General features: G+C 64.2%; 27 protein-coding genes. 22 read left to right on the top strand and 5 right to left on the bottom strand.

Features of this window, described 5'->3' with window-relative positions; all coding sequences use genetic code 11:
• Positions 1 to 107: 107 nt before the first annotated feature.
• The gene (locus BLW25_RS01740) at positions 108 to 1,127 is read left to right on the top strand and encodes an LLM class flavin-dependent oxidoreductase (RefSeq protein WP_092895792.1); all 1,020 of its coding nucleotides are present in this window, start codon (positions 108 to 110) and stop codon (positions 1,125 to 1,127) included.
• Between the two features lie 233 nt (positions 1,128 to 1,360).
• Positions 1,361 to 3,337 carry a DNA gyrase/topoisomerase IV subunit B gene (locus tag BLW25_RS01735; RefSeq protein ID WP_092895790.1) on the top strand — a complete coding sequence of 659 codons (1,977 nt, stop codon included), beginning with the start codon at positions 1,361 to 1,363 and terminating at the stop codon, positions 3,335 to 3,337.
• Positions 3,338 to 3,377: 40 nt separating this feature from the next.
• Here the strand turns inward: BLW25_RS01735 and BLW25_RS01730 are convergent, their stop codons facing one another.
• On the bottom strand, positions 3,378 to 4,037 hold the full coding sequence (locus tag BLW25_RS01730) for a thermonuclease family protein (RefSeq protein WP_092901320.1): 660 nt from the start codon (positions 4,035 to 4,037) through the stop codon (positions 3,378 to 3,380).
• 361 nt (positions 4,038 to 4,398) lie between these two features.
• On the opposite strand from BLW25_RS01730, the gene BLW25_RS01725 reads away from it, so the two are divergent.
• The 7 genes from BLW25_RS01725 (at position 4,399) to BLW25_RS01695 (ending at position 8,628) form a co-directional block, all read left to right on the top strand.
• Positions 4,399 to 5,418: an MBL fold metallo-hydrolase gene (locus tag BLW25_RS01725; RefSeq protein ID WP_253188157.1), complete on the top strand. Its 1,020-nt coding sequence runs from the start codon at positions 4,399 to 4,401 to the stop codon at positions 5,416 to 5,418.
• Positions 5,415 to 5,918, top strand: a complete 504-nt coding sequence (locus BLW25_RS01720; protein WP_092901318.1) for a DUF6173 family protein — start codon at positions 5,415 to 5,417, stop codon at positions 5,916 to 5,918. The genes BLW25_RS01725 and BLW25_RS01720 overlap by 4 nt, the downstream gene beginning before the upstream one ends.
• 145 nt (positions 5,919 to 6,063) lie before the next feature.
• On the top strand, positions 6,064 to 6,213 hold the full coding sequence (locus BLW25_RS01715) for an aa3-type cytochrome c oxidase subunit IV (protein ID WP_092895786.1): 150 nt from the start codon (positions 6,064 to 6,066) through the stop codon (positions 6,211 to 6,213).
• Positions 6,214 to 6,270: 57 nt separating this feature from the next.
• Positions 6,271 to 6,897: a hypothetical protein gene (locus BLW25_RS01710; RefSeq protein WP_092895784.1), complete on the top strand. Its 627-nt coding sequence runs from the start codon at positions 6,271 to 6,273 to the stop codon at positions 6,895 to 6,897.
• Between the two features lie 48 nt (positions 6,898 to 6,945).
• Positions 6,946 to 7,530 (top strand): molybdenum cofactor guanylyltransferase MobA, encoded by a 585-nt coding sequence (gene mobA, locus BLW25_RS01705; RefSeq protein ID WP_092901315.1) that lies wholly within the window; start codon positions 6,946 to 6,948, stop codon positions 7,528 to 7,530.
• Positions 7,527 to 8,027, top strand: coding sequence for a molybdopterin-guanine dinucleotide biosynthesis protein B (gene mobB, locus BLW25_RS01700; RefSeq protein WP_092895782.1), 501 nt, complete (start codon positions 7,527 to 7,529; stop codon positions 8,025 to 8,027). Before mobA ends, mobB begins: the two co-directional genes overlap by 4 nt.
• Positions 8,017 to 8,628 (top strand): GNAT family N-acetyltransferase, encoded by a 612-nt coding sequence (locus tag BLW25_RS01695; RefSeq protein ID WP_394328418.1) that lies wholly within the window; start codon positions 8,017 to 8,019, stop codon positions 8,626 to 8,628. The genes mobB and BLW25_RS01695 overlap by 11 nt, the downstream gene beginning before the upstream one ends.
• A 17-nt stretch (positions 8,629 to 8,645) precedes the next feature.
• Here the strand turns inward: BLW25_RS01695 and BLW25_RS01690 are convergent, their stop codons facing one another.
• Entirely contained in the window at positions 8,646 to 9,677 is a 1,032-nt protein-coding gene (locus BLW25_RS01690) for a hypothetical protein (RefSeq protein WP_253188155.1), read from the bottom strand.
• 12 nt (positions 9,678 to 9,689) lie between these two features.
• Positions 9,690 to 10,160, bottom strand: a complete 471-nt coding sequence (gene greA, locus BLW25_RS01685) for a transcription elongation factor GreA (RefSeq protein WP_092895778.1) — start codon at positions 10,158 to 10,160, stop codon at positions 9,690 to 9,692.
• 316 nt (positions 10,161 to 10,476) lie between these two features.
• On the opposite strand from greA, the gene BLW25_RS01680 reads away from it, so the two are divergent.
• From BLW25_RS01680 to BLW25_RS01670, 3 genes are all read left to right on the top strand, one after another.
• The gene (locus BLW25_RS01680; protein WP_092895776.1) at positions 10,477 to 12,141 is read left to right on the top strand and encodes an electron transfer flavoprotein-ubiquinone oxidoreductase; all 1,665 of its coding nucleotides are present in this window, start codon (positions 10,477 to 10,479) and stop codon (positions 12,139 to 12,141) included.
• Positions 12,142 to 12,511: 370 nt separating this feature from the next.
• On the top strand, positions 12,512 to 14,377 hold the full coding sequence (locus BLW25_RS01675) for a tetratricopeptide repeat protein (RefSeq protein ID WP_092895774.1): 1,866 nt from the start codon (positions 12,512 to 12,514) through the stop codon (positions 14,375 to 14,377).
• The gene (locus BLW25_RS01670; RefSeq protein WP_253188153.1) at positions 14,337 to 15,266 is read left to right on the top strand and encodes a 4-(cytidine 5'-diphospho)-2-C-methyl-D-erythritol kinase; all 930 of its coding nucleotides are present in this window, start codon (positions 14,337 to 14,339) and stop codon (positions 15,264 to 15,266) included. Before BLW25_RS01675 ends, BLW25_RS01670 begins: the two co-directional genes overlap by 41 nt.
• A 97-nt stretch (positions 15,267 to 15,363) precedes the next feature.
• Here BLW25_RS01670 and BLW25_RS01665 read toward each other — a convergent pair whose 3' ends face one another.
• Positions 15,364 to 15,699 (bottom strand): TIGR02300 family protein, encoded by a 336-nt coding sequence (locus BLW25_RS01665; protein ID WP_092895770.1) that lies wholly within the window; start codon positions 15,697 to 15,699, stop codon positions 15,364 to 15,366.
• 168 nt (positions 15,700 to 15,867) lie between these two features.
• Between BLW25_RS01665 and BLW25_RS01660 the strand changes: the two genes are divergently transcribed.
• Both BLW25_RS01660 and BLW25_RS01655 read left to right on the top strand, forming a co-directional pair.
• Positions 15,868 to 16,560: a M48 family metallopeptidase gene (locus BLW25_RS01660; RefSeq protein WP_092901309.1), complete on the top strand. Its 693-nt coding sequence runs from the start codon at positions 15,868 to 15,870 to the stop codon at positions 16,558 to 16,560.
• 75 nt (positions 16,561 to 16,635) lie between these two features.
• The gene (locus tag BLW25_RS01655) at positions 16,636 to 17,292 is read left to right on the top strand and encodes a GntR family transcriptional regulator (protein WP_092901306.1); all 657 of its coding nucleotides are present in this window, start codon (positions 16,636 to 16,638) and stop codon (positions 17,290 to 17,292) included.
• Between the two features lie 3 nt (positions 17,293 to 17,295).
• Here the strand turns inward: BLW25_RS01655 and BLW25_RS01650 are convergent, their stop codons facing one another.
• Positions 17,296 to 18,990 (bottom strand): acyl-CoA dehydrogenase family protein, encoded by a 1,695-nt coding sequence (locus tag BLW25_RS01650; protein ID WP_092895768.1) that lies wholly within the window; start codon positions 18,988 to 18,990, stop codon positions 17,296 to 17,298.
• 159 nt (positions 18,991 to 19,149) lie between these two features.
• Between BLW25_RS01650 and BLW25_RS01645 the strand changes: the two genes are divergently transcribed.
• From BLW25_RS01645 to BLW25_RS01610, 8 genes are all read left to right on the top strand, one after another.
• Positions 19,150 to 20,109: an L-threonylcarbamoyladenylate synthase gene (locus tag BLW25_RS01645; RefSeq protein WP_092895766.1), complete on the top strand. Its 960-nt coding sequence runs from the start codon at positions 19,150 to 19,152 to the stop codon at positions 20,107 to 20,109.
• 122 nt (positions 20,110 to 20,231) lie between these two features.
• Entirely contained in the window at positions 20,232 to 22,016 is a 1,785-nt protein-coding gene (locus BLW25_RS01640; protein ID WP_092895764.1) for a DNA polymerase III subunit gamma/tau, read from the top strand.
• 55 nt (positions 22,017 to 22,071) lie between these two features.
• Positions 22,072 to 22,425 (top strand): YbaB/EbfC family nucleoid-associated protein, encoded by a 354-nt coding sequence (locus BLW25_RS01635; RefSeq protein WP_092895762.1) that lies wholly within the window; start codon positions 22,072 to 22,074, stop codon positions 22,423 to 22,425.
• Positions 22,426 to 22,438: 13 nt separating this feature from the next.
• Positions 22,439 to 23,044, top strand: a complete 606-nt coding sequence (gene recR, locus BLW25_RS01630; protein ID WP_092895760.1) for a recombination mediator RecR — start codon at positions 22,439 to 22,441, stop codon at positions 23,042 to 23,044.
• Positions 23,045 to 23,290: 246 nt separating this feature from the next.
• A complete protein-coding gene (gene accD / locus BLW25_RS01625) occupies positions 23,291 to 24,217 on the top strand; it encodes an acetyl-CoA carboxylase, carboxyltransferase subunit beta (protein WP_092895758.1) in 927 nt (308 codons plus the stop codon).
• A 25-nt stretch (positions 24,218 to 24,242) separates the two neighbouring features.
• Positions 24,243 to 24,548: a monooxygenase gene (locus BLW25_RS01620; RefSeq protein WP_092901304.1), complete on the top strand. Its 306-nt coding sequence runs from the start codon at positions 24,243 to 24,245 to the stop codon at positions 24,546 to 24,548.
• 1 nt (position 24,549) lies between these two features.
• Positions 24,550 to 25,833 carry a bifunctional folylpolyglutamate synthase/dihydrofolate synthase gene (locus tag BLW25_RS01615; RefSeq protein ID WP_092895756.1) on the top strand — a complete coding sequence of 428 codons (1,284 nt, stop codon included), beginning with the start codon at positions 24,550 to 24,552 and terminating at the stop codon, positions 25,831 to 25,833.
• 239 nt (positions 25,834 to 26,072) lie between these two features.
• Positions 26,073 to 26,468, top strand: coding sequence for a GNAT family N-acetyltransferase (locus BLW25_RS01610; protein WP_216279311.1), 396 nt, complete (start codon positions 26,073 to 26,075; stop codon positions 26,466 to 26,468).
• Positions 26,469 to 26,732: the final 264 nt, after the last annotated feature.

Genomic DNA, 26,732 nt, shown 5'->3' with positions numbered 1-26,732 from the left:
CGCGCCGCTGCTTCTGGCATTGGCGCGCCGATCGCCCCATCTTTCCGTCAAACGATCCGGCGCGGCCACTGGCCCGGCCCGGATCTCAGGATCAGGGGATTTGAACCATGAAGAAAATCGGTTTTCTGTCTTTCGGCCATTGGTCGACCCAGCAGGGTTCGGCCACCCGTTCGGCCCAGGATGTGCTGCTCCAGAGCATCGAACTGGCCGAAGCCGCCGAAGAGCTTGGTGCTGACGGCGCCTATTATCGGGTTCACCATTTCGCCCGCCAGCTGTCTTCGCCCTTCCCGCTTCTGGCCGCCATCGGCGCCCGCACGAAGAAGATCGAGATCGGCACCGGCGTCATCGATATGCGCTATGAGAACCCGCATTACATGATCGAGGATGCAGGGTCTGCCGATCTGATCTCCGGCGGCAGGCTGCAGCTGGGGATCTCGCGCGGCTCGCCCGAACAGGTGATCGATGGCTGGCGCCATTTCGGCTATGCGCCGGAAGAGGGCGAGACCGATCAGGATCTGGCCCGTGAACATGCACTGACCTTCCTGAGCCTCCTCGAAGGCCAGGGCTTCGCAAAGCCAAATCCACGCCCGATGTTCCCGAACCCGCCGGGCCTCTTGCGGCTGGAGCCGCATTCCGAAGGGCTGAGAAACCGCATCTGGTGGGGCGCAGCCTCGGATCAGACCGCGATCTGGGCGGCGCAACTGGGGATGAACCTGCAAAGCTCGACCCTGAAATGGGATGAGACCGGCGAGCCTTTCCATGTGCAGCAGGCTAACCAGATCCGCAAATACCGCGCGGCCTGGAAAGAAGCGGGTCATAAGCATACGCCCCGCGTCTCGGTCAGCCGCTCGATCTTCGCGATCACCACAGCGCAGGATCAGATGTATTTCGGGCAATCGCGCCCCGACCAGGACCAGGTCGGTGTGATCGACGATCAGCGCGCGGTCTTCGGCCGCTCTTACGCCGCCGAGCCGCAAAAGCTGATCGAGGAGCTGCGCCAGGACGAAGCCATCGCCGAGGCCGATACCCTGCTTCTGACGGTGCCGAACACGCTGGGCGTCGAGTACAACGCCCATGTGATCGAGAATATCCTGAAACATGTCGCCCCGGCGCTTGGCTGGCGCTGAGAAAAGACGTCCGGCCCCGTTACGGGGCCGGATGCCTCCGGCGGGGATATTTAAGGACAGATGAAATCAGCAGAAGATCTTTTCATCTGTCTCTAAATATCCCGGGGGAGTCTCCGCCAGGAGACGGGGGCAGCGCCCCCCTTGCGCGCGTCCACAGGAAAATCCCCCCTGGATCTTGCGCGCCTCCCCCTCCGGGTGGTCTAATGCTGTGCTACAAACCATAAGAGCAGCGCATGGCCCCGAATGATTCCGGCGATCTTCTCGCCGCGCCGAACCAGCAGACCTATGACGCCTCCTCGATTGAGGTTCTTGAACCGCTTGAAGCGGTGCGGATGCGGCCCGGCATGTATATCGGCGGCATTGACGAGCGCGCCTATCACCATCTTGCCGCCGAGATTCTCGACAATTCGATGGACGAGGCGGTCGCCGGCCACGCCAACCGGATCGAGGTCGAGCTGTTGGCCGATGGCTCGGTTTCGATCAGGGATAACGGGCGCGGGATTCCCGTCGACCCGCATCCGAAATTCCCCGACAAATCCGCGCTGGAGGTGATCCTCTGCACGCTGCATGCCGGCGGCAAGTTCAATGGCGACGCCTATGAAACCTCGGGCGGGCTGAACGGCGTTGGCTCGTCTGTGGTCAATGCACTGTCCGACCATATGCGGGTCGAGGTGGCGCGGAACAAAGAACTCTACGTCCAGGAATTCTCGCGTGGCAAGCCCCGGGGACCGGTCGCAAAAATTGGCCCGGCGCCGAACCGGCGCGGCACCACGGTGATCTTCCACCCCGATGCCGAGATTTTCGGCCATCAGACCTTCCGCCCGGCGCGGCTGATGAAGATGGTCCGTTCCAAAGCCTATCTTTATTCCGGCGTTGAGATCCGCTGGAAATCCGCGATTCCGGACGGCGATATGCCGCTGGAAGCGACCTTCCATTACCCCGGTGGCCTTGGTGAATATCTGGCAGAACAGCTGCAATCCGATCAGACCTATGCCGAGCGGCCTTTCGCGGGCAAAGTCAGCTTCAGGGAAAAGTTCGGCGTGCCCGGCTCGGTCGAATGGGCGATCAACTGGACGCCGATGCGCGACGGTTTCATCTCGTCCTACACCAACACGGTTCCGACCCCTGAGGGCGGCACCCATGAGGCCGGTTTCTGGGCCGCGACCCTGAAAGGCATCCGCGCATATGGCGAGCGGGTCAAGAACCGCAAAGCCGATCAGATCACCCGCGAGGATATGCTGACCGGCGGCTGCGCGCTGATCTCGGTCTTTATCCGGGAACCGCAATTTGTCGGCCAGACCAAGGACCGGCTGGCGACAGAAGAGGCGGCGAAATGGGTGGAAAACGCCGTCCGCGACCATTTCGACACCTGGCTGGCCAGTGATCCGAAATCTGCCGGCGCGATCCTTGATTTCCTGGTGCAGCGCGCTGAGGAACGGCTGAAGCGCCGCGCCGAAAAGGAAACGCAGCGCAAGACGGCGACCAAGCGACTACGCCTCCCGGGCAAGCTGGTCGATTGTTCTGCCTCGAACCGCTCCGGCACCGAACTGTTCCTCGTCGAGGGCGATTCCGCCGGCGGCAGCGGCAAGGGTGCGCGCGACCGCAAATTCCAGGCGCTGCTGCCCTTGCGCGGCAAGGTGCTCAATGTGCTGGGGGCTGCCGCGAGCAAACTCTCGGACAATGCCGAGATCCGCGACATTTGCGAAGCGCTTGGCGTTGGCATGAAAGATCGCTTCCGCATCGACGATCTGCGCTATGACAAGATCATCATCATGACCGACGCCGATGTGGATGGCGCCCATATCGCCTCGCTGCTGATGACATTCTTCTATGAACAGATGCCGCAGCTGATTCTGAAAGGGCATCTCTACCTCGCCTGCCCGCCGCTTTACCGCCTGACCCAGGGGCCGAAGCGGCTCTATGTCTCGAATGATGCCGAGAAAGAGGAATGGCTGGCCAAGGGTCTGGGCGGGCGCGGCAAGATCGATGTGCAGCGTTTCAAGGGGCTGGGCGAGATGGATGCCAAGGACCTCAAAGACACCACGATGAACCCGGCAACGCGCAAGCTGATCCAGGTCTCGATCAATGAGGAAGAGCGCGAATCGACGAAAACCCTGGTCAATGACCTGATGGGCAAAAAGCCGGAGCTGCGCTTTCAGTTCATTCAGGAAAAGGCCCGTTTCGCCAATACCGACGAGCTCGATATCTGAGGCTGGCAGCAGACCTGTACCAGGTCTGCGCGCCCCGGCGCTATTTCCCGCGCGCCGGGCGCCAGCCTGCGGCCCGGGCCTCGGCCTCGTCGCAGAACCAGCGCTCGCCCTGATCTTCGCGGATCACCGTCCTTGCATAGGCCGGTGACCAGGGCAGGTGGTAGATCCGCTCGCCCGATTTCGAGATATTGCCCTTGATCGGGCAGCCCTCAAGCGGCGTATCCTGATCAGCCGCCATCCAGCGCGCGGCGCGAAACTCCCAGGCGGGTTGTGACGGTGCGGCCCAGATGCCGCGACCGGCTGCCTGCGCAAGGGTCTGCTGCGGCAGATAGGCATCGGAATAGGCGATATAGGCCCAGGCGAGGCCATCCGAGACCATCGCAGCGCCGAGATCCTCGCCGCCGGCCGCGCAGCGCGCAACCACCCTTCCATAGCGGTCGCGGGCCAGCACCTCGCAGGTCACGGTGTTGCCGGCGATCAGTGCCTCCAGCCGCCTCGTCGCCGCCAGACCGCAGGGCCAGCTGCCTCCACCGGCACTGGCACAGCTTTGGCCGGATTCCGGGGCGTCGATGCCATGAAGCCGTACCACAACCGGTCCGAACCGCAGCGTATCCCCATCACTGACCTGGGGCGCGCCCGAGATCGACGGCGCGGCGGCAACAGAAGTTACGAAGACAAGCTGTAGAATGAGACCGGACATCAGACGGGCCTGGCCGATGCCACCGGCTTTGTCCAGCGCCTGCGTTAACAAAGGTTACCGCAGGCTTTACCCGGGTTTTATCCTGAGGTTCCCCCGTGCGACTGCCCCGCGATGTGAGCCCCGCATTCCACCCTGGTGCCCCCGGCGCGCGACCTGTCCTGCCAGGTCAGCGCCACAACAGGAAAGCAATCACCAGCGCCCCCCGAAAAAAGTGCCGAATTTGGTCCAATCCCACAAACCCCCGATATGAGGCCACTGCGAAAGCCCGAAGGCAGGCGCATCCGCGATATCGTCTGCTCCCGAACCCGCTCCCATGAACATCAGCTTGCCCGCGCCGCGCGTTCCCGGCATGAAACACCCCATGAGTGAGATCCGCCACCCCTTCCCCGATGCACCCGCAGCCGGTTCCGCGACCGAGGTCGCACCGGGTGTTCTATGGATGCGGCTTTCGCTGCCCTGGGCGCTGGACCATGTGAATGTCTATGCGATCGACGAGGGCGATGGCTGGACGCTGATCGATACTGGCATCAGATCGCGCCGCGCCCTTGCGGCCTGGCAGGCTTTGTTGGCCGGGCCGCTGGCCGGCAGGCCGGTAAAGCGGCTGGTCGTCACCCATCATCACCCGGATCATATCGGTATGGCGGGCTGGTTCATCGAACAGGGCGCAGCCCTTCTGATCACCCGCACCGCCTGGCTTTATGCAAGGATGCTGTTTAACACAGCCGAAGAACGCCCCTCTCCCGAGACGGTCGCCTTCTGGAAACGCGCAGGCATGCTGCCCTCCGATCTGGAGCGGCGGATGAATGAGCGCCCGTTCAACTCGTCGGATTGTATGGCGCCGCTGCCTTTGGGCTTTACCCGGATCAGCGAGGGCCAGACCCTGCGGCTGGGCGGGCGCGACTGGCAGATCCGCATCGGTCATGGCCATGCCCCCGCGCATGCGACGCTCTGGACAGACGGCCTCGTTCTTGGCGGCGATCAGCTTTTGCCCGGGATCTCTGCCAATATCGGCGTTTATCCGGCGGAACCCGAGGCCGACCCACTTGGGGAATGGCTGGAAAGCTGCACCCGCCTCAGCGCTTTCGCGCGCGAGGATCAGCTGGTGCTGCCAGGCCATAAGCTCCCTTTCACCGGCCTGCCGTTCCGGCTGCGTCAGATGGTGGAAAACCACCTCTCGGCCCTGGACCGGCTGCGCGATTTCCTCACCGTGCCCAATACGGCAGTGGGTTGCTTCCCGATGCTCTTCCGCCGCAGGATCGGCGAAAGCGAGCTTGGCCTCGCGCTGGTCGAGGCGGTGGCGCATCTGAACCACCTGCTGCACCGGGGCGAGATCACCCGTTCCCCCGGCCCCGATGGGGCATGGCTCTGGCAAAAGACATGACCGAGAAAACCCTGACCAAAGCCGCCGCCGCTGGCAGCACCGCAGCCCCCGCGAAACGCAAAATGACGGCGAAGGCTGCGGCCATTGTTCCCGGCAGCCCTGCGGCAGCGGCACCGAAGACCACGACCAGGAAGGCAGCGGCGCAAAAGACCCCGGCCGAATCGGCCTGCGAGCGTCTGGTGATCTATATCCGCCAGTTCGAAAGCCAGCTCGATCAGAGCCAGGAGATCGCCATGGGCTTTACCGGCAGCGCTGCCGGGGTGCTCCGGATCGAGGGGCTGGGCTGGTCGGCCCCGGATCTGCTCACCTTCTTTGGCCGGGATGAAGATGGCATCCGCACCCAGATGGTGCAGCATGTCAGCCAGCTTTCGGTTTTGCTGCGCGCGGTGCCGAAGCTTGCCCCCGAAGCGCCGCCGGTCCGTATCGGCTTTCGGCTCTTGCAGGGATGGGATGGCGGCGAATCCGGGGATGCATCGGTCTGGCCGGTCGCGGGCGACTGAGCACCTCCCCCGCAGACCTGGGCGCTGGCGCGGGAAAGATACATCACCATGGCATCTTCGTGCATGCCGGGCCGCGCCCGATGGGTGACAGCGGGCGCTGAATCGGCTAACAGGCGGAAAAGCATCTGTTCCCGGGGAATGAAGAATGGCCGATCATCAGCATGGCGATCACACGCATGGCAGCATGGATATCCGCACTCAGGAAAAAACCTTTGCCGGTTTCATCAGGGTCGCGACCTGGACTGTCGTTGTCTGCGTCGTGGTTCTCGTTTTCCTCGGCCTCGCCCGGACGTGATTTTGCCGCCCTGAAACCGGCCCCCCTGCGGGCCGGCACAGGGCAGGGAGAGGTTACATGTATCGCCTTCTTGCCGCGCTCGCGGTGCTGCTGACGCTTTCGGCCTGTGCAGAACCGGTCTGGGCGCCTGACGACCAGGTCTCACGTGCCAGCTATGTCGCCGGACCGCCGACCGAAATCACGCTTCTGACCACCATCAATGACCGCACCGGATCGGGATCGCATTCGGCTTTGCTGATCAATGCTTCGCAACGTGTGCTGTTTGATCCGGCCGGGACCTGGCATCATGATGCCGCGCCCGAACGCAATGACGTGCATTTCGGCATGACCGACCGGATGGTGAATTTCTACCTCGATTACCATGCGCGCGACTCTGAAACAGAGAAGTTCCACGTCATCGAGCGCAAGCTGCAGGTTTCGCCCGCCGTGGCCGAGGCGATCTTGCAAAAAGCCATGTCGAATGGCGCAGTGGCCAAGGCCCATTGTGCAAGCTCGATCGCCGGTATCCTGCGCTCGGTTCCGGGCTTTGAGGGCGTGTCCTCGACTTACTTCCCGAAAAGGCTGGATGCGTCCTTCGCAGAGCTGCCGGGCGTCACCACCCGTATCGTAACCGAAGAAAACGACAATCCCGGTGCCGGGCATGGCGTGATCCTCGTCGACAAAAAGGGCAGACGGGTCAATTGATCCGCCTGCACCGGCAAAGTTCCATTTCCGCATAAGGTGCATTCGCGCGTGAGCCTCTTTGCCGTCATTCTCGCAGGTGGACAGGGGCGCCGGATGGGCGGGGCGGATAAGGCGCTTCTGACGCTCGCCGGTCAGCCGCTGATCGCCCATGTGATCGCGCGGCTGCGGCCCCAGGCCGGTCGCCTGCTGATTTCGGCCAATGGCGATGCGGCGCGCTTTGCCTTTACCGGGCTTGAGGTCCTGCCCGATGAAACGTCACTCGGGCCGCTGGCCGGGATCCTTGCCGGGTTGCGCGCGGCAAAGACGGCAGGCGCCACCGCGCTGATCTCTGTCCCGGTTGATGCGCCTTTCCTGCCGGATAATCTGATCACACGCCTTGCCACCGCGCTGCCGGGGCCGGGATTTGCCCGGGCCGGTGGGCGCGACCACAATGCGACAGCAATCTGGCCGGTCACACTCGCGGATGCGCTGGCCGGTTTCCTCGCCTCGGGCGCGAAACCGAAAATCGCCGATTTCGCGGCGCACCATGGCGCCTGCCCCGTCGATTTCCCCGATACGGGTGCCTTCGACAATCTCAACACGCCCGAAGACCTCGCCCGCGCCAATATCCGCAGTGAAGGCCGCCCCGTATGAAGATCTATGGTGTGATCGGCTGGCAAAACAGCGGCAAAACCACGCTGATGGAGCGCCTGGTCGCCACCCTGACACAGCGTGGATTGTCGGTCTCGACGGTCAAACATGTGCATCATGATGTCGATCTCGACCAGCCCGGCAAGGACACCTGGCGCCACCGCGAAGCCGGCGCGCAGGAAGTCGTGCTGGCCTCTGCGAAACGCTTCGCCATCCTGCGCGAACATCGCGGCCCCGAACCGGAACTGACAGAGGTGCTGGCCCGCCTCGCCCCGGTCGATCTGGTGCTGGTCGAAGGGTACAAGCGCGATACCCATCCGAAGATCGAAGTCTGGCGCGCGGGCGTGGCCGACCGCCCGATGATCCAGCCCGGCGATCCGCTGGTGCGTGCGGTGGCCTCAGACGCCGCGCTGAACGGGCTGAGCGTGCCGGTGCTCGACCTGAATGACGCAGAGGCAATTGCCACGTTTATCCTGAAGGATTCCGGGCTTGCGCCCTGAGAGCTTTTCCATCCGGCGCGGCTTTCCCATGGACCAGCGCGACGAGGCCGCCTGCATCTATTGGGAGGCTTTCGGTGCCAAACTCGGCCGCGTCATGGGACCTGACGACCGGGCGCTGGCTTTCCTGACACGCGGGCTCAGGCCCGATCACTGCTTTTCCGCGCAAGACGATACCGGCCGGCTGATCGGGCTTGCCGGGTTCAAATCGGTGCAGGGCAGCTTTTCGGGCGGCACCAGGCGCGATCTGCGGCGGGTTTACGGCATGTTCGGATCGGCCTGGCGCGCAGGTCTGTTGCGGCTCCTGAGCCATGAGGTCGATAACGAGCGCTTCCTGATCGATGGAATCGCCGTGGCGTCACAGGCACGCGGTCTGGGTGTCGGTACCGCCCTGATCACCACTTTGTGTCGCGAGGCAAAGCGGCGGGGCTACCCTTCCGTGCGCCTTGAGGTGATCGAGGGCAATCCCCGCGCCCGCGCCCTTTACGAGCGCGAGGGCTTTACAGCGACCCATACTGATCAGCTTGGTCTTTTGCGCTTTGCCTTTGGCTTTGCCGCCGCAACGACCATGGTGCGGCAGCTCGACGATTTCCCTGCGGATTAGGCCCCGCGCCCGGGTGATCAGTCGAAGACCCCGGCCACACGTCCCAGTACCATGAAAGCGCGCGCGGTACGGGTATCGGCGAAATGGATCAGCTCATTATCGCTGGCATTTTGTTCAAACACCTGGAAGACCCGGTCAAAGGTGCGCAGGAAATGATGCGACGCATCGCGGAAAATCGTGTCCTCGCGCAGTCGTCCGGCAGCCAGTGCCAGCGACGAGCGATCCCGGATGCCGCCGATCGCCGCAATGCCGCGCCCGCGTTCGCCGGCCGAGAAGCGGCGCCAGATATCGGGATGGCAAAGCTCGGGCCGCAGGTCATCCATATAGATGCCCTCCTGGCTCAGAAGCGTCAGCACATCCTGGGCCGCGCGGATCAGCTTCGCGACCTCGCGATCCTCAAGCGCAAGGCGCAGGGCGCGGAAACCGGCCTTGTCATCGGGGCTTTCGGGGAATTGCAGAGCCGTGATGAAATCTTCGATCGAGAGCGGCTGGCGCGCCATATCGCCCGGCGTGCCAAGTGCGAGGGCCGGCTGTTCGGCCTCGGGTTCCGGGCGTGCCGGCGTCAGCGCGACCTTGCGATCTGCCGAAGGCACCGAAAGCGACTGATCGCGGCGCGACGAGAAACTGGCGGGTCCGGCCATCGCACTTCCCGCAGGCTCTGCCATTGGCGCAGCCGCAACCGGCGCCTCGGGGCGGGTGATCACGCTGCGGATCTCCTGGCGCGCCTCGAGGAAAGAGCCCCGCATGCCGTCAATGGCGGCTTTCAGGCTGGCCGCTTCAGAGCGCAGATCGGCGACCAGCCGCAATGTCACCACCGCGACCCAGATCAGGGCCAGCGGCAGAAACAGAATCAAGAGGGTCATCACAAGGCCTGGCACCCGCGATTCGGCGCCTTCGGGCACGGTGAAGACCCAGGCCAGCACCGCCACAACCCAGATCCCCGACATCACCCCGGCGGCGATCCCGGTCACCGGCGAGCCGCCGAGGGCCCCCGCCCACGACTTTGTTGCATTCATATCCTCGGGCATGTCCTCAGGATCTTTCGCCATGGCGGCTCCGGCTCAGATATAGCGCACCGACAGGATTTCGTAACTTTTCTGCCCGCCCGGAGTGGTGACATCAACGCTGTCGCCCTCTTCCTTGCCGATCAGCGCGCGCGCAATCGGGGACCGGATGTTCAAAAGCCCGAGCTCGATATTGGCTTCGACCTCGCCGACGATCTGCCAGGTCTTTTCCTCATCGCTGTCTTCATCGACCACGGTGACCGTCGCCCCGAATTTGATCGCGCCCGACAGCGAAGTCGGGTCGATCACATCGGCAAGCGAAATGATGCCTTCGAGTTCCTTGATCCGGCCCTCGATAAAGCCCTGTTTTTCACGCGCCGCATGATATTCGGCGTTTTCCGAAAGGTCGCCATGCGCCCGGGCCTCGGCAATGTCGCGGATGATCGCGGGACGCGCCTCGCTTTTCAACTGCCGCAGTTCCGCATCCAGCACTTCAAAGCCGCGCCTCGTAACCGGAATTTTTTCCATATCGCTGTCGTCACTTTAAAAAAACAGAAGCCACGAACCGGTCACCCGGGTCATGACTTCGCGCCTCGTGTTCCGGCAACCTCACCCGATGGGCAAAGAAAAAGCAAGGGCCATGGCGTGCTGCATGCGCGTCCTGTCGCTTAACGGCAAGAATAGTGCCGCGGGCTGCGCCCCTATGGGATGATGCTGCAGCATGGTTGACGCGCGCCTGCCCATAGGGCAATCACGAGACGCCCGGCCAATCGGGGCCCAACAGGACTTCCCAGCCAGAATTTGCGGCGCCGTCAGACCGCAGCAAGGAGCGAGAAAAAAGCCGATGACCGATCCCAACACAGCGATCACCCGCGAGTCGATGGAATATGACGTTGTGATCGTGGGCGCAGGGCCTTCGGGTCTTTCGGCGGCGATCCGTCTCAAACAGCTTGACCCCGATCTGAGCGTGGTCGTGCTGGAAAAAGGCTCTGAAGTCGGCGCGCATATTCTCTCAGGCGCGGTGCTGGATCCCGCCGGTCTCGATGCCCTGCTGCCCGACTGGCGCGAGATGGATGCACCGGTCAGGGTGCCGGTGAAAGAGGATAATTTCTATATCCTCGGCCCGGCCGGCAAGATCCGCATCCCGAATTTCCCGATGCCGCCTCTGATGAACAATCACGGCAATTACATCGTCTCGATGGCGAATGTCTGCCGCTGGATGGCGGGTGTGGCCGAGGGTCTCGGCGTCGAAATTTTCCCCGGCATGGCCTGCTCGCAGCTGGTCTGGTCCGAAGATGGCAAGAGGGTCGCCGGCGTCGTTGCCGGTGAATTCGGCCTTGACCCTGAAACCGCCCTTCCCGGCCCTGCCTATGAGCCCGGGATGGAGCTGCGCGGCAAATATGTCTTCCTCTCGGAAGGCGTGCGCGGCAGCCTCGCGAAAGAGGTGATCCAGAAGTTCGACCTCTCGCAGGGCCATTGCCCGCAGAAATTCGGTCTCGGCATGAAAGAGATCTGGGAGATTGACCCCGAAAAGCACCGCGAGGGCACCGTCACCCATACGATGGGCTGGCCGCTGGGTGGCAATGCGGGCGGTGGCTCCTTCATCTACCATCTTGAAAACAATCAGGTCTATGTCGGTTTCGTGGTTCACCTGAACTACAAGAACCCCCACCTTTACCCTTACATGGAATTCCAGCGTTTCAAGCATCACCCGATGGTGGCGGAACTGCTGAAAGGCGGCAAACGCGTGGCTTACGGCGCGCGGGCGATCTCGGAAGGTGGCTTCCAGTCGATCCCGAAAATGGTGGCGCCGGGCGTGGCGCTGCTGGGCTGCTCGGCCGGTCTCGTCAATGTGCCGCGCATCAAGGGCAACCATAACGCGATGCTCTCAGGCAAAGCCGCCGCAGAGGCCGCTTATGCGGCGATCAGCGCGGGACGCCAGGGCGATGAGCTGACCGATTACGAAACCGAGGTGCGGGCCGGCGCCATCGGGAAGGATCTGAAAAAGGTCCGCAATGTCAAACCGATGTGGTCGAAATGGGGTCTCAAGGCCTCGCTCACCCTCGGCGGGCTTGATATGTGGACCAACACGCTCGGCTTCTCGCTGTTCGGAACGCTGAAACATGGCAAGAACGATGCGGATTCGACCGGGAAAGCCAAGGATTACAAAAAGATCGACTATCCGAAACCGGATGGCGTTCTCTCCTTTGACCGGCTGACCAATGTGTCCTACAGCTTCACCAACCATGACGAGAACCAGCCCGCCCATCTGCGGCTGAAAGATCCTTCGGTACCGATCCGCGTCAACCTGCCCGAATATGACGAGCCCGCGCAGCGCTACTGCCCGGCCGGCGTCTATGAGGTGCTGGGCGAAGGCCAGGATGCCAGCTTCCGCATCAACTTCCAGAACTGCGTCCATTGCAAAACCTGCGACATCAAAGACCCGTCGCAAAACATCAACTGGACCACGCCGATGGGCGGGGGCGGGCCGAACTATCCGAATATGTAAGGACCGGGGGCTGCGGTCAGCGAAGCCGAAATCCTCGCCTGACCGCCGCCCCTTATCCGCCGCACAGACTTGTAAAGAGCCTCGCCTGCACAACAGGGCCGTCATGATGCGGACCTCCTGCAAGGCTGTGGTGTAATTCCTGGCAGTCGGTTTCTTTTTTCCGGCTCATGGCGTGAACACCGTTTCACGAAGAGTTCACCCGCCAGCCCACTATGACAGGCAATCCTCACCCCGAACCGCTCCGCCCTGCATTGCGTGTTGCAAAACGGGGCGTTAGCTTCGGTCCCAGCATGGGCGCGTCCGAAAAGCCCGGCGGGGGTGGGCCAGGTCAGACGGGCTCCGCCAGAGGCAGTCCAGGGGGTATTCCGCAATGATCCGTTCTCTCCTTACGCTGACCACCGCGCTTGGTCTCAGCCTTTCGGGGCTTTCACCGGTGGTCGCGCAAGAGGCCTCTGCCGCAGCGCAACCCGCTGATGTCACGACCGAAACTCCCGTCGATTCAGGCGCTTTCCTTGCCGCCCGCAATGCCGAAACCGCCGGTGATTTCCGCTCCGCCTCCGCCTGGTTCACCCAGGCGCTCAGCGTTGACCCTGACAACCGGCTGCTGATGGACGGCTCGATCTTCGCCCTGCTCAGCCTTGGCAAGATCGCCGATGCGGCGAGCATCGCCGAACATCGCCACGCCCTTATGCAAGAGGGCGACCAGCCCGCCCAGCTCGCCGATCTGGCGCAGATCAGCCAGGCTGGTCTGAACAGCGATTTCGCCGCCATCAGATCGGCGCTGGATGACGGGAAATCGATTGGCCCGCTGGTCGATGGACTTGCCCGCGCCTGGGCCGATATCGGTCAGGGCCGCATGACCGAGGCTCTGGGCGAATTTGACGAGATTGCCGAACGCCGCGGGCTCGAGGCGCATGGCATCTATCACAAAGCACTGGCGCTCGCACTGGCAGGCGATTTCGAGGGCGCCGACAAGGCGCTGTCGGCACCCGGTCTGGGGCTGAACCGGCGCGGGGTGCTGGCGCATGTGCAGATCCTGTCGCAGCTTGAACGCAATGACGACGCCATCGCGCTGATCGACAAGACCTGGGGCACCACGCCCGAGCCCCTGGCCGAGGTGTTGCGCGCCCGGCTTGTCGCAGGCGAGACCATCCCCTTTGACACCGTGAAAGACGCGCGCGAGGGCATGGCCGAGGTTTTCTGGTCGCTGGCCACCCTGCTCAGCGGCGAGGCCGAGCCCGCTTTTGTCCAGCTGAATTGCCGCATCGCCGTGGCGCTGAAACCCGATCATGACGATGCGATCCTGCTCGGGGCTGCGATGCTCGACCAGATGGGCGAATACGATCTGGCTGAAGCAGCCTATGATGAATTCTCGCCCGAACACCCGTCCTGGTATGATGCCCAGCTCGGCCGCGCCAATGCGCTTTATTCCGCCGGTCGCAAAGAGGCGGCGATCGAAGTGCTGAAACAGCTGACCCGCAGCCATGGCAAGCTGCTGGTGGTCCAGGTCGCGCTTGGCGACATGCTGCGCAATGAACAACGCTGGGCCGAATCAGAGGCGGCTTACAGCGTGGCAATCGGCCTTCTGCCCGATCCGCCCCCGCGCGCGGCCTGGCTGCTCTATTTCAGCCGGGGGGCGATGCGGGAACGTCAGAACCTCCATACCGGCGCCGATCTCGATTTCCGCGAGGCGCTGCGCATCAATCCGGGCCAGCCGGAAGTGCTCAATTATCTCGGCTACAGCCTGCTGGAACGGCGCCAGGACCTTGATGAAGCGCTGGCTATGATCAAACAGGCCGTGGCCGGTGCGCCCGATTCGGGCATGATCCTTGACAGTCTCGCCTGGGCCTATTTCATGCTCGGCCGCTATCAGGAGGCATTGCAGCCGATTGAACAGGCCTCGCTGCTGGAACCCCTTGAGCCCGAGATCACCGATCACCTGGGCGATATCTACTGGATGAACGGCCGCAAGCGCGAAGCGGAATTCCAATGGCACCGGGCACTGTCTTACGGGCCGGATGCCGCCGATGCAATCCGCATCCGGCGCAAGCTGGATATCGGCCTCGATGCGGTCATGGCGGAAGAGGCTGCCCGCCCCCCGGCGCGTCCCGCCTCTCCTACTGCCTCCCCCGCTCCGGCAGCGGCACCCGCCCCGGAAAACGGCACTGCCGACGCGCCCGATGCCGGTGGCGACAGTGAGGGCAGCTTGCCGGAGAACGCCCCTGCCGAGGATTGATTCCATCCGCGAATTCGCACCTGCCAAAGTCAATCTCTGCCTGCATGTCACCGGGCGGCGGGATGATGGCTATCACCTGCTGGACAGCCTGGTGATTTTTGCCGGTATCGGCGACTGGCTCGATGCGGCGCCGGCCGCAGCCCCCTCGCTGGAGCTGACCGGCCCTTTCGGACCGGCACTGCCCGGTGGCACCGAAAACCTTGTCTCGCGCGCCGCCGCCGCGATATTCCCGGGGCTGCCCCTGGCGTTCCGACTGGAAAAGCATCTGCCACCGGCCTCCGGCATTGGCGGCGGATCTTCGGATGCGGCAGCCGCCATCCGCGCCGCCCTGCGATTGGTCCCGCCCGGAACGCGGCCTGACGCGGCAGAGATTGTCCGTATCGCGGCCCGGCTTGGTGCCGATATACCGGTCTGCCTGAGCCCCGGCCCCGCCAGGATGCGCGGCATCGGCGAAATCATCGAACCGCTGACCGGCTTTCCGTCAGGGGGCATTCTTCTCGTCAATCCTGGTGTCGAAGTCCCCACTCCGGCAGTGTTTCGCGCTCTGACACGCCGCGAGAACCCGCCTTTGCCCGCACGCCTTCCCGCCTGGCCCGATATCGCCACCCTCGCGGCCTGGGCCCGGGACCAGCGCAATGACCTGGAAAAGCCCGCACGCGAGCTCGCCCCGGTGATCGGCGAGGTGATTGACCAGCTCAAAGCCCTTCCCGGCGCGCTGATGGCGCGGATGTCCGGCTCGGGCGCCACCTGTTTCGCGCTTTTTGCCGATGAGGCTGCGGCCCGTGCCGCCCTGCCGCTGATCGCCCACTCCAATCCCGCCTGGTGGACCAGCGCCGGGCCGATCCTGCCCGGACCCGGAAAAGCGCCCGACGGGATCTGCGCGGCCTGAGCCTCCTCCCCCGCCAGACGAAACGAAAAAGACCCGCCAGAGGCGGGTCTTTTCCTGTTTCACGGGGCTATGCTGAGCAAGGCCTTGCAGGCTTGTCTCAGCCCTCTTCGTCGCTGCCGGCCACATCGGCCAGCTCGTCGAGCGAGACATTGTCATCGGCATCATCTTCAAGCAGATCATCGTCGATATCGTCATCGCCGCCTTCTGCCGTTTCCAGCAGATCTTCTTCGGCTTCGAGATCGTCGACCAGAACTTCATCGTCCTTCTCGGGCGAAACGCGCGAGATCACCGCAGCCGCCAGCTTGCGGCGGGCCGATTCGATATCCACAACCTCGCCGGTATAGGGGCTGACCACCGGCGTCCGGTTCAGGTCATAGAACCGTTTTCCGGTCGTCGGGCACAGACGCTTGGTGCCCCAGTCTTCCTTGGCCATGGGTTGTCCCTTCACTTTCGCCCTGATGACAGGGTAATCCGAACGCTGCCCCTTGCCACAGGCCGGAGCGGCTGTCAAAGCCTTTTGCGTAAGCCGTCAGATGCGCCTTTACCAGCGCGGAATCAAGCCGGACGGCACGTGAATTCTGGCCTCTGGAACGAGAATTTGATGCTGTTGCTGCCCGGACCGCCGCCGGTCGAGATCAATATGCGCCGCTCGGCCCGGGCAAAGCGGTTCTCGCTGCGTGTTTCGCGACTCGATGGCAAGGTGACGCTGACGCTGCCGCCGCGCGCAAAAGACCGCGACGCGCTGAGTTTTCTGCGCGATCAGGAAGGCTGGCTGAGGAATGTGCTGGCCTCGATGCCAATGGCGCGGCTGGTGCCGGTTACCCACGGGGCCGAACTGCCGGTTCTGGGGCGGATGATGCGCCTCATTCCGTCTGAAGGGCGCGGCGTCCGGGTCGAAGGCGACAGCCTCCTCGTGCCGGGGCGGCCGGATCAGGCCGGTGCAAAAGTGGCGGCCTGGCTCAAGGCGCTGGCGCGCGACCGGCTGGCCTATAGCTCAACTCATTACGCGGGCCTTGTCGGGCGCAGCTATACGCGGCTTGTTCTGCGCGACACACGGTCCCGCTGGGGATCATGCAGCCATGACGGCACGCTGATGTATTCCTGGCGCCTTGCCATGGCGCCGCGCGAGGTGCTTGACTATGTCGCGGCCCATGAGGTCGCGCATCTGGTCGAGATGAACCATTCCGCTGATTTCTGGGCGGTGGTCTCGAAGATCCGCCCCGGCTGGAAGGCCGAGCGCGACTGGCTGAAACGCGACGGCCAGACGCTGCACCGCTACAGTTTTGCGGGCTGAACGCATCATGCCCGCCCTTATTCCCACTCCGATACCGGTTGACCCCGCTTTGCCCAGCATGTTCCGATGCCCGCCATGATCATTCCTGCCGGCCCCCGTCCGCCCGACCCCAATGCCGCCGCGCATGAGCGGCTTTACCGTGTCCTGCGCCAGCAGGTGATGCATGGCGAACTGGCGCCCGGCCAGTCGCTGACACTGCGCGGGCTCGCGAAGGATTTCGGCGTCTCGATGACGCCCGCGCGCGAGGCGTTGCGCCGTCTTGTGGCCGAGGGCGCGCTGACGCTGTCCTCCTCGGGGCGGGTGTCCACGCCGGAGCTGACACCCGAGCGGATCGAGGAACTGGCTGCAATCCGCGCCATGCTGGAGCCGGAACTGGCCGCCCGCGCCCTGCCCCGCGCGCATTTCGCGCTGATCGAGCGGCTGGCGGCGATCAACACCGCCAATACCGAAGCCGTCGCGCGCCACGATGCGGTCGCCTATGTCCGGACCAATCTGGAATTTCACCGTACCCTGTATCTGCGCGCCCAGGCCCCCGCGATGCTCGCAATGTGCGAGACGGTCTGGCTGCAGCTTGGCCCGACGATGCGGGCGCTTTACGCGCGTCTGCGGCGGCGCGAGGCCCCGCCCTATCACCGGATGATCCTGTCGGCGCTGAAAGCCGGTGACGAGCCGGGGCTGCGCCTTGCCGTCAGAACAGATGTGACCCAGGGGCTGCGCCACCTTGCCGGATAGGGCTCAGCCGAGCATCGCGACCGGTACCGCGTAAAGATCCGCCGCGCGCCGGCGCGCCGCTGAAAGCAGGAAGAGCGCATCCTCTGTAAGACGGGTGATCATCACCCGCGCCAGTGGCAGCCGCTCCGGATCGGCCTGCGCGGCCCGCAGATGTGCATCCGCCCCCAGCACCAGCGCGAAAGCGCGCAGATAGGGCACCGCGCCAGCGAAACGGTCGTTCATCTCCATCGCAAGCAGCGTGCCGGTCGCCCCCCGCAACGATCTCGCCACCGTGCCGAGGATCGCCGCGAGCTCCGGCCAGTGTTCCTCCGCCGCGACGGCGCGGGCGATGATCCCGTCGATCAGCTCAAAGGCCACCGCGCCGCCATCGGCCAGCTTGCGCCCGACCAGATCCATCGCCTGGATGCCATTGGTGCCTTCATAAATCGCGGTGATCCTTGCATCGCGCAGATATTGCGCGGCGCCGGTTTCCTCGATGAAGCCCATGCCACCATGAACCTGCACCCCCATATCGGCGATCTCGATGCCGATATCGGTGCCGAAAGCCTTGGCGATGGGCGTCAGGAACGCTGCCCGCGCCGCCCAGGCAGCATCGCCGGTCGCGCTGGCCATATCGATCGCTTTGGCACAGGTGAGGCCGATCGCCCGCGCCGCAAAGATTTTGGCGCGCGCCTCAGTCAGCATACGGCGGATATCGGCATGGCCGATGATCGTGGCAGAGCCATCCGGCGTCCTGCCCTGCACCCGCTCCTGCGCGAAGGCCACGGCCTTTTGCAGCGCCGCCTCGGCCACGCCGACCCCCTGCATCCCCACGCCCAGGCGGGCGTTGTTCATCATGGTGAACATCGCAGCCATGCCCTTGCCCGGCCCATCCACCATCCAGCCGGTGGCCTGATCGAATTCCATCACGCAGGTCGGGCTGCCATGGATGCCGAGCTTATGTTCCAGGCTGACCACCCGCAGATTATTCGCCTGCCCCGGATTTCCCGCCGCATCCGGCAGGTATTTCGGCACCAGAAACAGCGAGATCCCCTTCACCCCCGGCGCCGCATCCGGCAGCCGCGCCAGCACCAGATGGCAGATATTCGACACCAGATCCGAATCGCCCCAGGTGATAAAGATCTTCTGGCCACTGATCCGGTAGCTGCCATCCTCTGCCGGCACCGCGCGGGTGGTCAGGGCACCGACATCCGACCCGGCCTGCGGCTCGGTCAGGTTCATCGTGCCCGACCATTCGCCCGAAATCAGCTTCGGCAGATACAGCGCTTTCAGCGCCTCCGAAGCGTGATGTTCCAGCGCTTCGATCTGCCCCTGGCTCAGGAGCGGTTTCAGCTGCAAGGACAGGCAGGCGCCGGCAAGCATCTCGTTGACGCAGGTCGCCAGCACATGCGGCAGCCCCATACCGCCATAGTCCGCACTGGCCGAGACCCCGACCCAACCGCCCCCGGCAATGGCATGGTAGGCGCGCTCAAAGCCGGGCGAGGCGCGCATCACACCGTTCTCCAGCCGCGCGGGTGTCAGGTCGCCATCGCGGTTCACCGGTGCCACCACTTCATCGCAAAGCCGCGCCGCACCATCAAGGATCGCGCTCACCATGTCGGGCGAGGCTTCGGCAAAGCGATCCGTCCCGGAAATATCCGTAAAATCAATGATGTGATCCAGGATAAATCGGTGATCCGCTGCGGGTGCATGGCTCATATTCTGGTCTCCGGCGGGCCGCTGCGCCGGGGCCGGGGCCCGGGAACGGTCTTGTCTGATCTGTCGAGGTCCAATATGCGCAAAAGCATAACAAATGCCCCTCACCCGCAAGACAGACGCTGCGTCACAATCGCCGGACGTCACATGCCAGGATCAGGAATGCGCCAGACCGAACTCCTTGCTGCCACCGATCACGGTATCGCCCGCGCAGCCAGGCTCCTGCGCGAGGGCGAACTGGTCGCCTTCCCCTCCGAGACGGTCTACGGGCTCGGGGGGGATGCGCGTCTCGACAGCACAGTCGCGCGGATTTTCGAGGCCAAGGGGCGGCCCTCTTTCAACCCGCTGATCGCGCATCTGCCGGATCTGGCGGCGGCAGAGCATTATGTGACCTTCACGCCAGAGGCGCTTTTGCTGGCGGAACATTTCTGGCCGGGGCCTCTGACCCTGGTGCTGCCGCTCAGGCCCGGCGCAGGGATCTCGCCGCTGGCGACGGCGGGGCTGGGAACGCTTGCGGTCCGGGTGCCGGCGCATCCGGTGGCGCGGGCGCTGCTGCGCGCCTTCGGCGGCCCGCTGGCAGGGCCCTCGGCCAATCCATCGGGCCGGGTCTCGCCGACCAGGGCCTCGCATGTGATGGACGGGCTGGAAGGCCGGATCGCGGCGGTGCTGGATGGCGGCGCCTGCGAGGTCGGGGTGGAATCGACAATCCTGGGCTTCGGCGACGGGGTACAGCTTTTGCGACCCGGCGGCGTACCGGTCGAGGCCCTGGAAACCGTGCTGGGTCAGCGGATCGCACCGCATATGACGCCAAAAGCGCCTGACCGCCCAACGGCGCCCGGCCAGCTCGGGTCGCATTACGCGCCGGGCGCGCTGGTGCGGCTTGAAGCAAGAGCAGCCGAAACCGGCGAGATCCTCATAGGCTTCGGCGAGGTAAAAGGCGATCTGACCCTGTCCGAGCATGGTGATCTCGTGGAGGCTGCGGCGCGGCTCTTTCACATCCTGCGCGAAGCCGATGTGCTTGCAGGTGCAGAAGGCCGCATCGCCTTTGCGCCGATCCCGGAAACCGGTCTTGGCCAGGCCATCAATGATCGCCTGCGCCGGGCCGCCGCGCCCCGCCCGTAACGGGCGCCGGTTTCTTCATCAAGAAACCGGACCGGAATTCGTCACGAATTCCGGCGCCAGCGGCAGCCGGTTGCCGAAAGCGACGCCGGTGCTTAGATTGAGCCAGAGCCACAGGAGGCCAGATGTCCGACCAATCGCCGCAGGCCTATAAGGTTCTCGCCCGCAAATACCGCCCCGAGACCTTCGCCGATCTTGTCGGCCAGGAGGCGATGGTCCGCACTCTGAAAAACGCCTTCGCCGCCGGCCGCATTGCCCAGGCTTTCGTGATGACCGGCATCCGCGGCACCGGCAAGACCACCACCGCCCGTATCATCGCCAAGGGGCTGAACTGCATCGGTCCAGACGGAACCGGCGGCCCCACGACCGAGCCCTGCGGCAAATGCGAGCATTGCGTCTCGATCTCGGAAGGCCGCCATGTCGATGTGATGGAGATGGACGCCGCCTCGAATACCGGCGTCGGCGATATCCGCGAGATCATCGATTCGGTGCATTACCGGGCGGCCTCGGCGCGCTACAAGATCTACATCATCGACGAAGTACACATGCTGTCGGTCAACGCCTTCAACGCGCTCCTGAAGACGCTGGAAGAGCCGCCCGCCCATGTGAAATTCATCTTCGCCACCACCGAGATCCGCAAGGTTCCGGTCACCGTCCTGTCGCGCTGCCAGCGGTTCGATCTGCGCCGGATCGAACCCGAGGTGATGATGGCCCTCCTGCGCCGCATCGCGGGTTCTGAGGGTGCTGACATTTCCGAGGATGCGCTGGCGCTGATCACCCGCGCAGCCGAGGGCTCTGCCCGCGACGCGACTTCGATCCTCGACCAGGCGATCAGCCATGGCCAGGGCGAGACGACCGCGCCCGCCGTCCGCGCCATGCTGGGCCTCGCCGATCGCGGCCGCACGCTGGATCTCTTTGACATGGTGATGAAGGGTCAGGCCTCCGAGGCTCTGGCGGAACTCGCACAGCAATATGCCGAAGGCGCCGATCCGATGGCCGTCCTGCGCGATCTGGCCGAGATCACACACTGGATTTCGGTGATCAAGGTCACGCCCCAGACCGCCGAAGACCCGACTGTGCCGCCGGACGAGCGCAGCCGGGGCCTTGAAATGGCCGAAAAGCTGCCGATGCGGGCGCTGACCCGGATGTGGCAGATGCTTCTGAAAGCCCTGGAGGAGGTCGGCCAGGCCCCCAATGCGATGATGGCGGCGGAAATGGCGATCATCCGCCTCACCCATGTGGCCGAGCTTCCCGACCCCGCAACGCTGATGCGGCGCCTGAATGACGGGCCGCGCCCGTCTTCGGATGGCCCTGCCGCGGGTGGTCCCGGCGGTGGTGGCATGGCGGGCGGCGCCCCGGCCGGCAGCGGTGCGATGCATGGCGCGATGCGCTTTGCCCCCATGGCGCGCGGCCCGGCCCATGGCGCGATGATGGCGGCGGCGCCCGCGCTGAATGGCCAGCCGGAGGTGATCTATACCTCCTTTGATCAGATCGTCGCGCTGATCCGCGAGAAACGCGATATGCAGCTGCTGGTCGAGGTCGAGACCGGGCTGCGGCTCGTGCAATATGCGCCCGGCCGGATCGAGTTCGAACCCGCCCCCGGTGCTTCGCGCGATCTGGCGGCCAAACTCTCGCAACGCCTTCAGGGCTGGACCCGCAGCCGCTGGGGCGTCTCGGTGGTCGCAAGCGGCGGCGCCCCCACCATCGCCGAGATCCGCGAAGAGGAACGGCGCGAGGCCGAAACCGGCGCTTTGCAAAACCCGCTGGTGAAAGCCGTGCTGACGGCCTTCCCGAAAGCGAAAATCACCGATATCCGAACGGCGAGCTCTGCAGAGGCGGAGGCCGCGCTTGAGGCACTGCCCGAGGTCGAAGCGGCCGATGGCGATGACTGGGACCCGTTCGAGGAATAACCCTGCACACAGCCCCGGGCGCAGCAGTCAGCGGTAAACACAAAGGAAGAAACCGATGTTCAAAGGTCTTGGTGGTCTCGGCGGGATTGGCGATATGGCCAAAATGATGAAAGCCGCCCAGGAAATGCAGACGAAAATGGCCGACCTGCAGGAAAGCCTCGCAAACAGCGTGGTGGTGGGCGAGAGCGGCGCCGGCCTCGTGAAGGCGCGCGCGACCTGCAAGGGCGATGTGACCGGGCTTGATATCGACCCGTCGATCCTGGTGCCTTCGGAAAAGGAAGTGCTGGAGGATCTGATTCTCGCCGCGATCCGCGATGCGCAGTCGCGCGCCGCCACGAAATCCGCAGACGAGATGCGCCGCCTGACCGAACAGCTCGGGCTGCCGGCCGATATGAAACTCCCGTTCTGATGCCGGCGCCCCAGTGACGCGCACTTCTGACGAGACCGGTATCGAAACACTGATCCAGCTGATGTCGCGGTTGCCGGGCCTTGGCCCGCGCTCGGCCCGGCGTGCGGTGCTGGCCATGCTGAAACGCCGCGCTCAGGTCATGGCCCCACTGGCGCAATCGCTGGCCGAAGTGGCGCTGAACGCCCGCGACTGCCAGAGTTGCGGCAATATCTCGACCGCAGACATCTGCCCGATCTGTCAGGATGCCGCCCGCGCGACGGGAGAACTTTGCGTTGTCGAAGATGTCGCCGATCTCTGGGCCCTGGAACGCGCCGGCGTGTTTCGCGGCCGCTACCAGGTTCTCGGCGGCACGCTTTCGGCGCTTGACGGGCTTGGCCCCGAGGAACTCGGAATTCCGCGCCTCGTCGCACGGGTCTCGGATGAAAATATCACCGAAGTGATCCTCGCTCTGAGCGCCACAATTGATGCACAAACCACCGCGCATTATATCGCCGATGCCCTGACGGTGACAACAGCGCAGATCACGACCCTTGCCCAGGGTGTGCCGGTCGGTGGCGAGCTTGACCATCTCGACGATGGCACGCTCGGAGCCGCCTTGCGGGCGCGGCGCAAACTCTGAACCCCGCGGCCTCTTGCCGGCTGCGGATGCCTCCGGCGGGGATATTTAAGGACAGCTGAAAACCACTCTCACTTACCAATTTCATCTGTCTCTAAATATCCCGGGGGTGAGCGGCAAAGCCGCGAGGGGGCTGGCCCCCTCTTCACCGCCGGCCACAGGCCTTTGCATTGCATTCAGGGCGCCGTGGCCTTATCTCGGAGACCAAACCTCAGACCCCCGAAACGTCCCCGGTGGAAAGGCCTGCATATGAACTGGATCACCAATTACGTCCGCCCGAAGATCAACTCGCTCTTCTCGCGGCGCGAGGTGCCCGAGAACCTGTGGACCAAATGTCCGGAATGCGGAACGATGCTGTTCCACCGTGAGCTCGAGGCCAATCTCAATGTGTGCTCGAATTGTGATCACCATATGGCGATCAGCCCGCGGGATCGCTTCACCGCACTGTTCGACGGTGGTATTTTCACCGAGGTGAAGGTTCCCGAACCCATCGCCGATCCGCTGCATTTCCGCGATCAGAAGAAATATCCCGACCGCCTGAAAGCCGCGCAGAAATCGACCGGCGAGAAAGAGGCGATGCTGGTGGCCGAGGGCGAGATCGGCCGCACCCCCATCGTCGCCGCCGCGCAGGATTTCGCCTTTATCGGCGGATCGCTGTCGATGTATGTCGGCAATGCCTTCATCGCCGGTGCCGAGCGCGCGGTTCAGATGAAAAAGCCCTTCGTGGTCTTTTCCGCCGCCGGCGGCGCACGGATGCAGGAGGGGATCCTTGCCCTTATGCAGATGCCGCGCACGACCGTGGCGATCCAGATGCTGAAAGAGGCAGGGCTGCCCTATATCGTTGTCCTCACCCATCCGACCACCGGCGGCGTCACGGCGTCTTACGCGATGCTGGGTGATGTGCAGATCGCCGAACCCAATGCACTGATCTGCTTTGCCGGGCCGCGCGTTATTGAACAGACCATCCGCGAAAAGCTCCCCGAGGGGTTCCAGCGCGCCGAATATCTGCTGGATCACGGCATGCTTGACCGCGTGACCCATCGCAAATCCATGCGGGAAGAGCTGATCACCATCCTGCGCATGCTCACCGGCCAGCCCCCGGCGATCCGCGCCGATCTTGCCGCCCCCGAGCCGGCCCCGGTCGCGACCAGTGCTCCGGCCCCCGAAACGCCCTAAAGCTGAGCCAGGAAAGGCATTCATGATGTCTGTCACACTTCTTCAGTTCGATTTCCCCTTCACGGGCCCCTGGGGGGCCGGGATGACTGCGGCAATGGAGGACCTGGCACAGGATATCGCCGGAGAGCCGGGGCTTTTGTGGAAGATCTGGACCGAGAACCAGGACAACAGCCGCGCAGGCGGGATCTACCTCTTCGCCACGGCTGACGCGGCAGAGGCGTACCGCGTGAAACATTCGGCCCGGCTCGCGGCATTCGGCATCACCGGCATTGTCGCGCATACTTTTGCGGTGAATGACGCGCTGTCCGCCATCACGCGCGCGCCGCTCTGACATGACCATGCCAGACAGCACCGGATCGGATGCGATCCTTGAGCGGATGATGAGCTTTCATCCAAAGATCATCGACCTGACGCTTGACCGCGTACATCGCCTGCTGACGGCTCTCGGCCACCCCGAGCGCAGCCTGCCGCCGGTGATCCATCTCGCGGGCACCAATGGCAAGGGCTCCACCCAGGCGATGATCCGCGCCGGGCTCGAGGCCTCGGGTGCGAATGTCCATGCCTATACCTCGCCGCATCTGGCGCGGTTCCACGAGCGGATCCGGCTGGCCGGCGAGCTGATTTCGGAACCGGCGCTGATGGCGCTGCTGGATGAATGCATTGCCGCCAATGGCGGCGAGCCGATCACATTTTTCGAGATCACCACCGTGGCGGCGATGCTCGCTTTTTCGCGGGTGCAGGCGGATTTCACGCTGCTCGAAGTCGGGCTTGGCGGGCGGCTCGACGCCACCAATGTCGTGGAACAGCCGCGTCTCACGATCATCACGCCGGTCTCGGTCGACCATCAGCAATATCTTGGCGAGACGCTGCCCGAGATCGCCGGCGAGAAAGCCGGGATCATCAAGCGCGGTGTGCCTGTCGTGGTCGGCCCCCAGGAAGAGGCGGGGCTCGCGGTGATCGAAGCCAGGGCCGCCCGTCTTGGCGCACCGGTCTTCGCTTTTGGCCAGCACTGGCAGATCGCCGAAGAGCGCGGCCGCATGGTCTATCAGGACGAAAACGGCCTGCTGGATCTGCCTTTGCCCAATCTGCCGGGGCCGCATCAGATCCAGAATGCCGGGGCTGCGATTGCCGCGCTGCGCCTTCTGGGCCGGGATGAAGCCGCCTGCGAGGCTGCCGTCACCCAGGCCGTCTGGCCCGCCCGGATGCAGCGCCTGACGCAAGGCCCGCTTGCGGCATCGGCGCCGGGCATCGAGCTCTGGCTTGATGGGGGTCACAATCCGGCAGGCGGCGATGCGGTGGCGGCAACGCTTGCCCGCATGCCCGCGCGCGATACTTACGCGATTTGCGGCATGCTCAACACCAAGGATGTGACGGGCTATATGCGCCCGCTTGCCCCCGCGCTGCGGCGCCTGATCGCGGTCGAGATCCCGGGCGAGCCGAACACCCTGCCGGCCACGGCGACGCGCGATGCAGCTGCAACCGCCGGGATCCCTGCCGCGGTTGCAGGGTCGGTCCAGGCTGCACTTGACGAGATCGCCGCCCGGGCGCCTGAGGCACGGGTGTTGATCTGCGGCTCACTCTATCTCGCGGGGCAGATCCTCAAGGAGAATGGCTGAGCCAGGCGCCCGGCCATTTCTTTGCAGAATATCAATGCCTGAGGACCGTTTCGCTGTTCGGCCGCAGCGGATGCACGCCTGCCGTCCGTGCATAATTGCCGGGCGGGTCTTCAGGCTCCTTAACGGGGGTCGGGTGCCATTGGTCGGATTGACTGATCAAAGGACCGGACACAGCCATCAGCCCAGGAAAGGGTGCGAACCTGATAACGCGAATTGCCGACGCCCGAGACGTGCCAGCCTTGCGAGACCTGTTCCTGCGATCCAGACGCTCGGCCTTCGTCTGGGAGGAACCGTCCTCGCTGCGTGCCGAGGATTTCGACCTCCAGACAGTCGATGAGTTGAAATTTGTCGCTGTGGAGGCCAGTCGGATTCTGGGTTTCATCTCGGTCTGGGAAGCCGACAGTTTCATCCATCACCTGCATGTTGACCCAGACCTTCCACGCCGTGGCATCGGGTCAGCCCTTCTCCGGGCCTTGCCTCGCTGGCCGACTGCCCGCTACCGTCTCAAATGCGTCGCATTGAACACCCCGGCACTTGCGTTCTATCGGGCAAATCAGTTCACGCAGGCCGGTGACGGCCATGCGAATGGTCAGGATTATGTGCTGCTTGAGTCGGGCGGGATCCCGTCACCTTGAGCGGCACCCAGGCCAGGCCTGTAATACTGCGTAAGCGCAACCCTGTGTAACTCAGGTGATGGCGGCCCGGACGCTTTGCGGCTGACAGATCGCCGCGCCCAGCGGCGGCGGGGCGGGCCTGACTGCCGATTATGACCGGCCCATGGGTCGCCCGGAGACCACCCGCCCCCTTTGCCCTCTGGCAGAACCGATCTCGTCAGGGGCCACTCTTCTGTCTGCCCGTCCCCTGCGCTGAATTAAGGCCATAGGGTTGATGACCCGAAA

The organism is Rhodobacter sp. 24-YEA-8, from assembly GCF_900105075.1.
In the GTDB taxonomy this organism is placed as follows: Bacteria; Pseudomonadota; Alphaproteobacteria; order Rhodobacterales; family Rhodobacteraceae; genus Pseudogemmobacter.
This window is presented reverse-complemented; position numbering and strand designations above follow the sequence as displayed.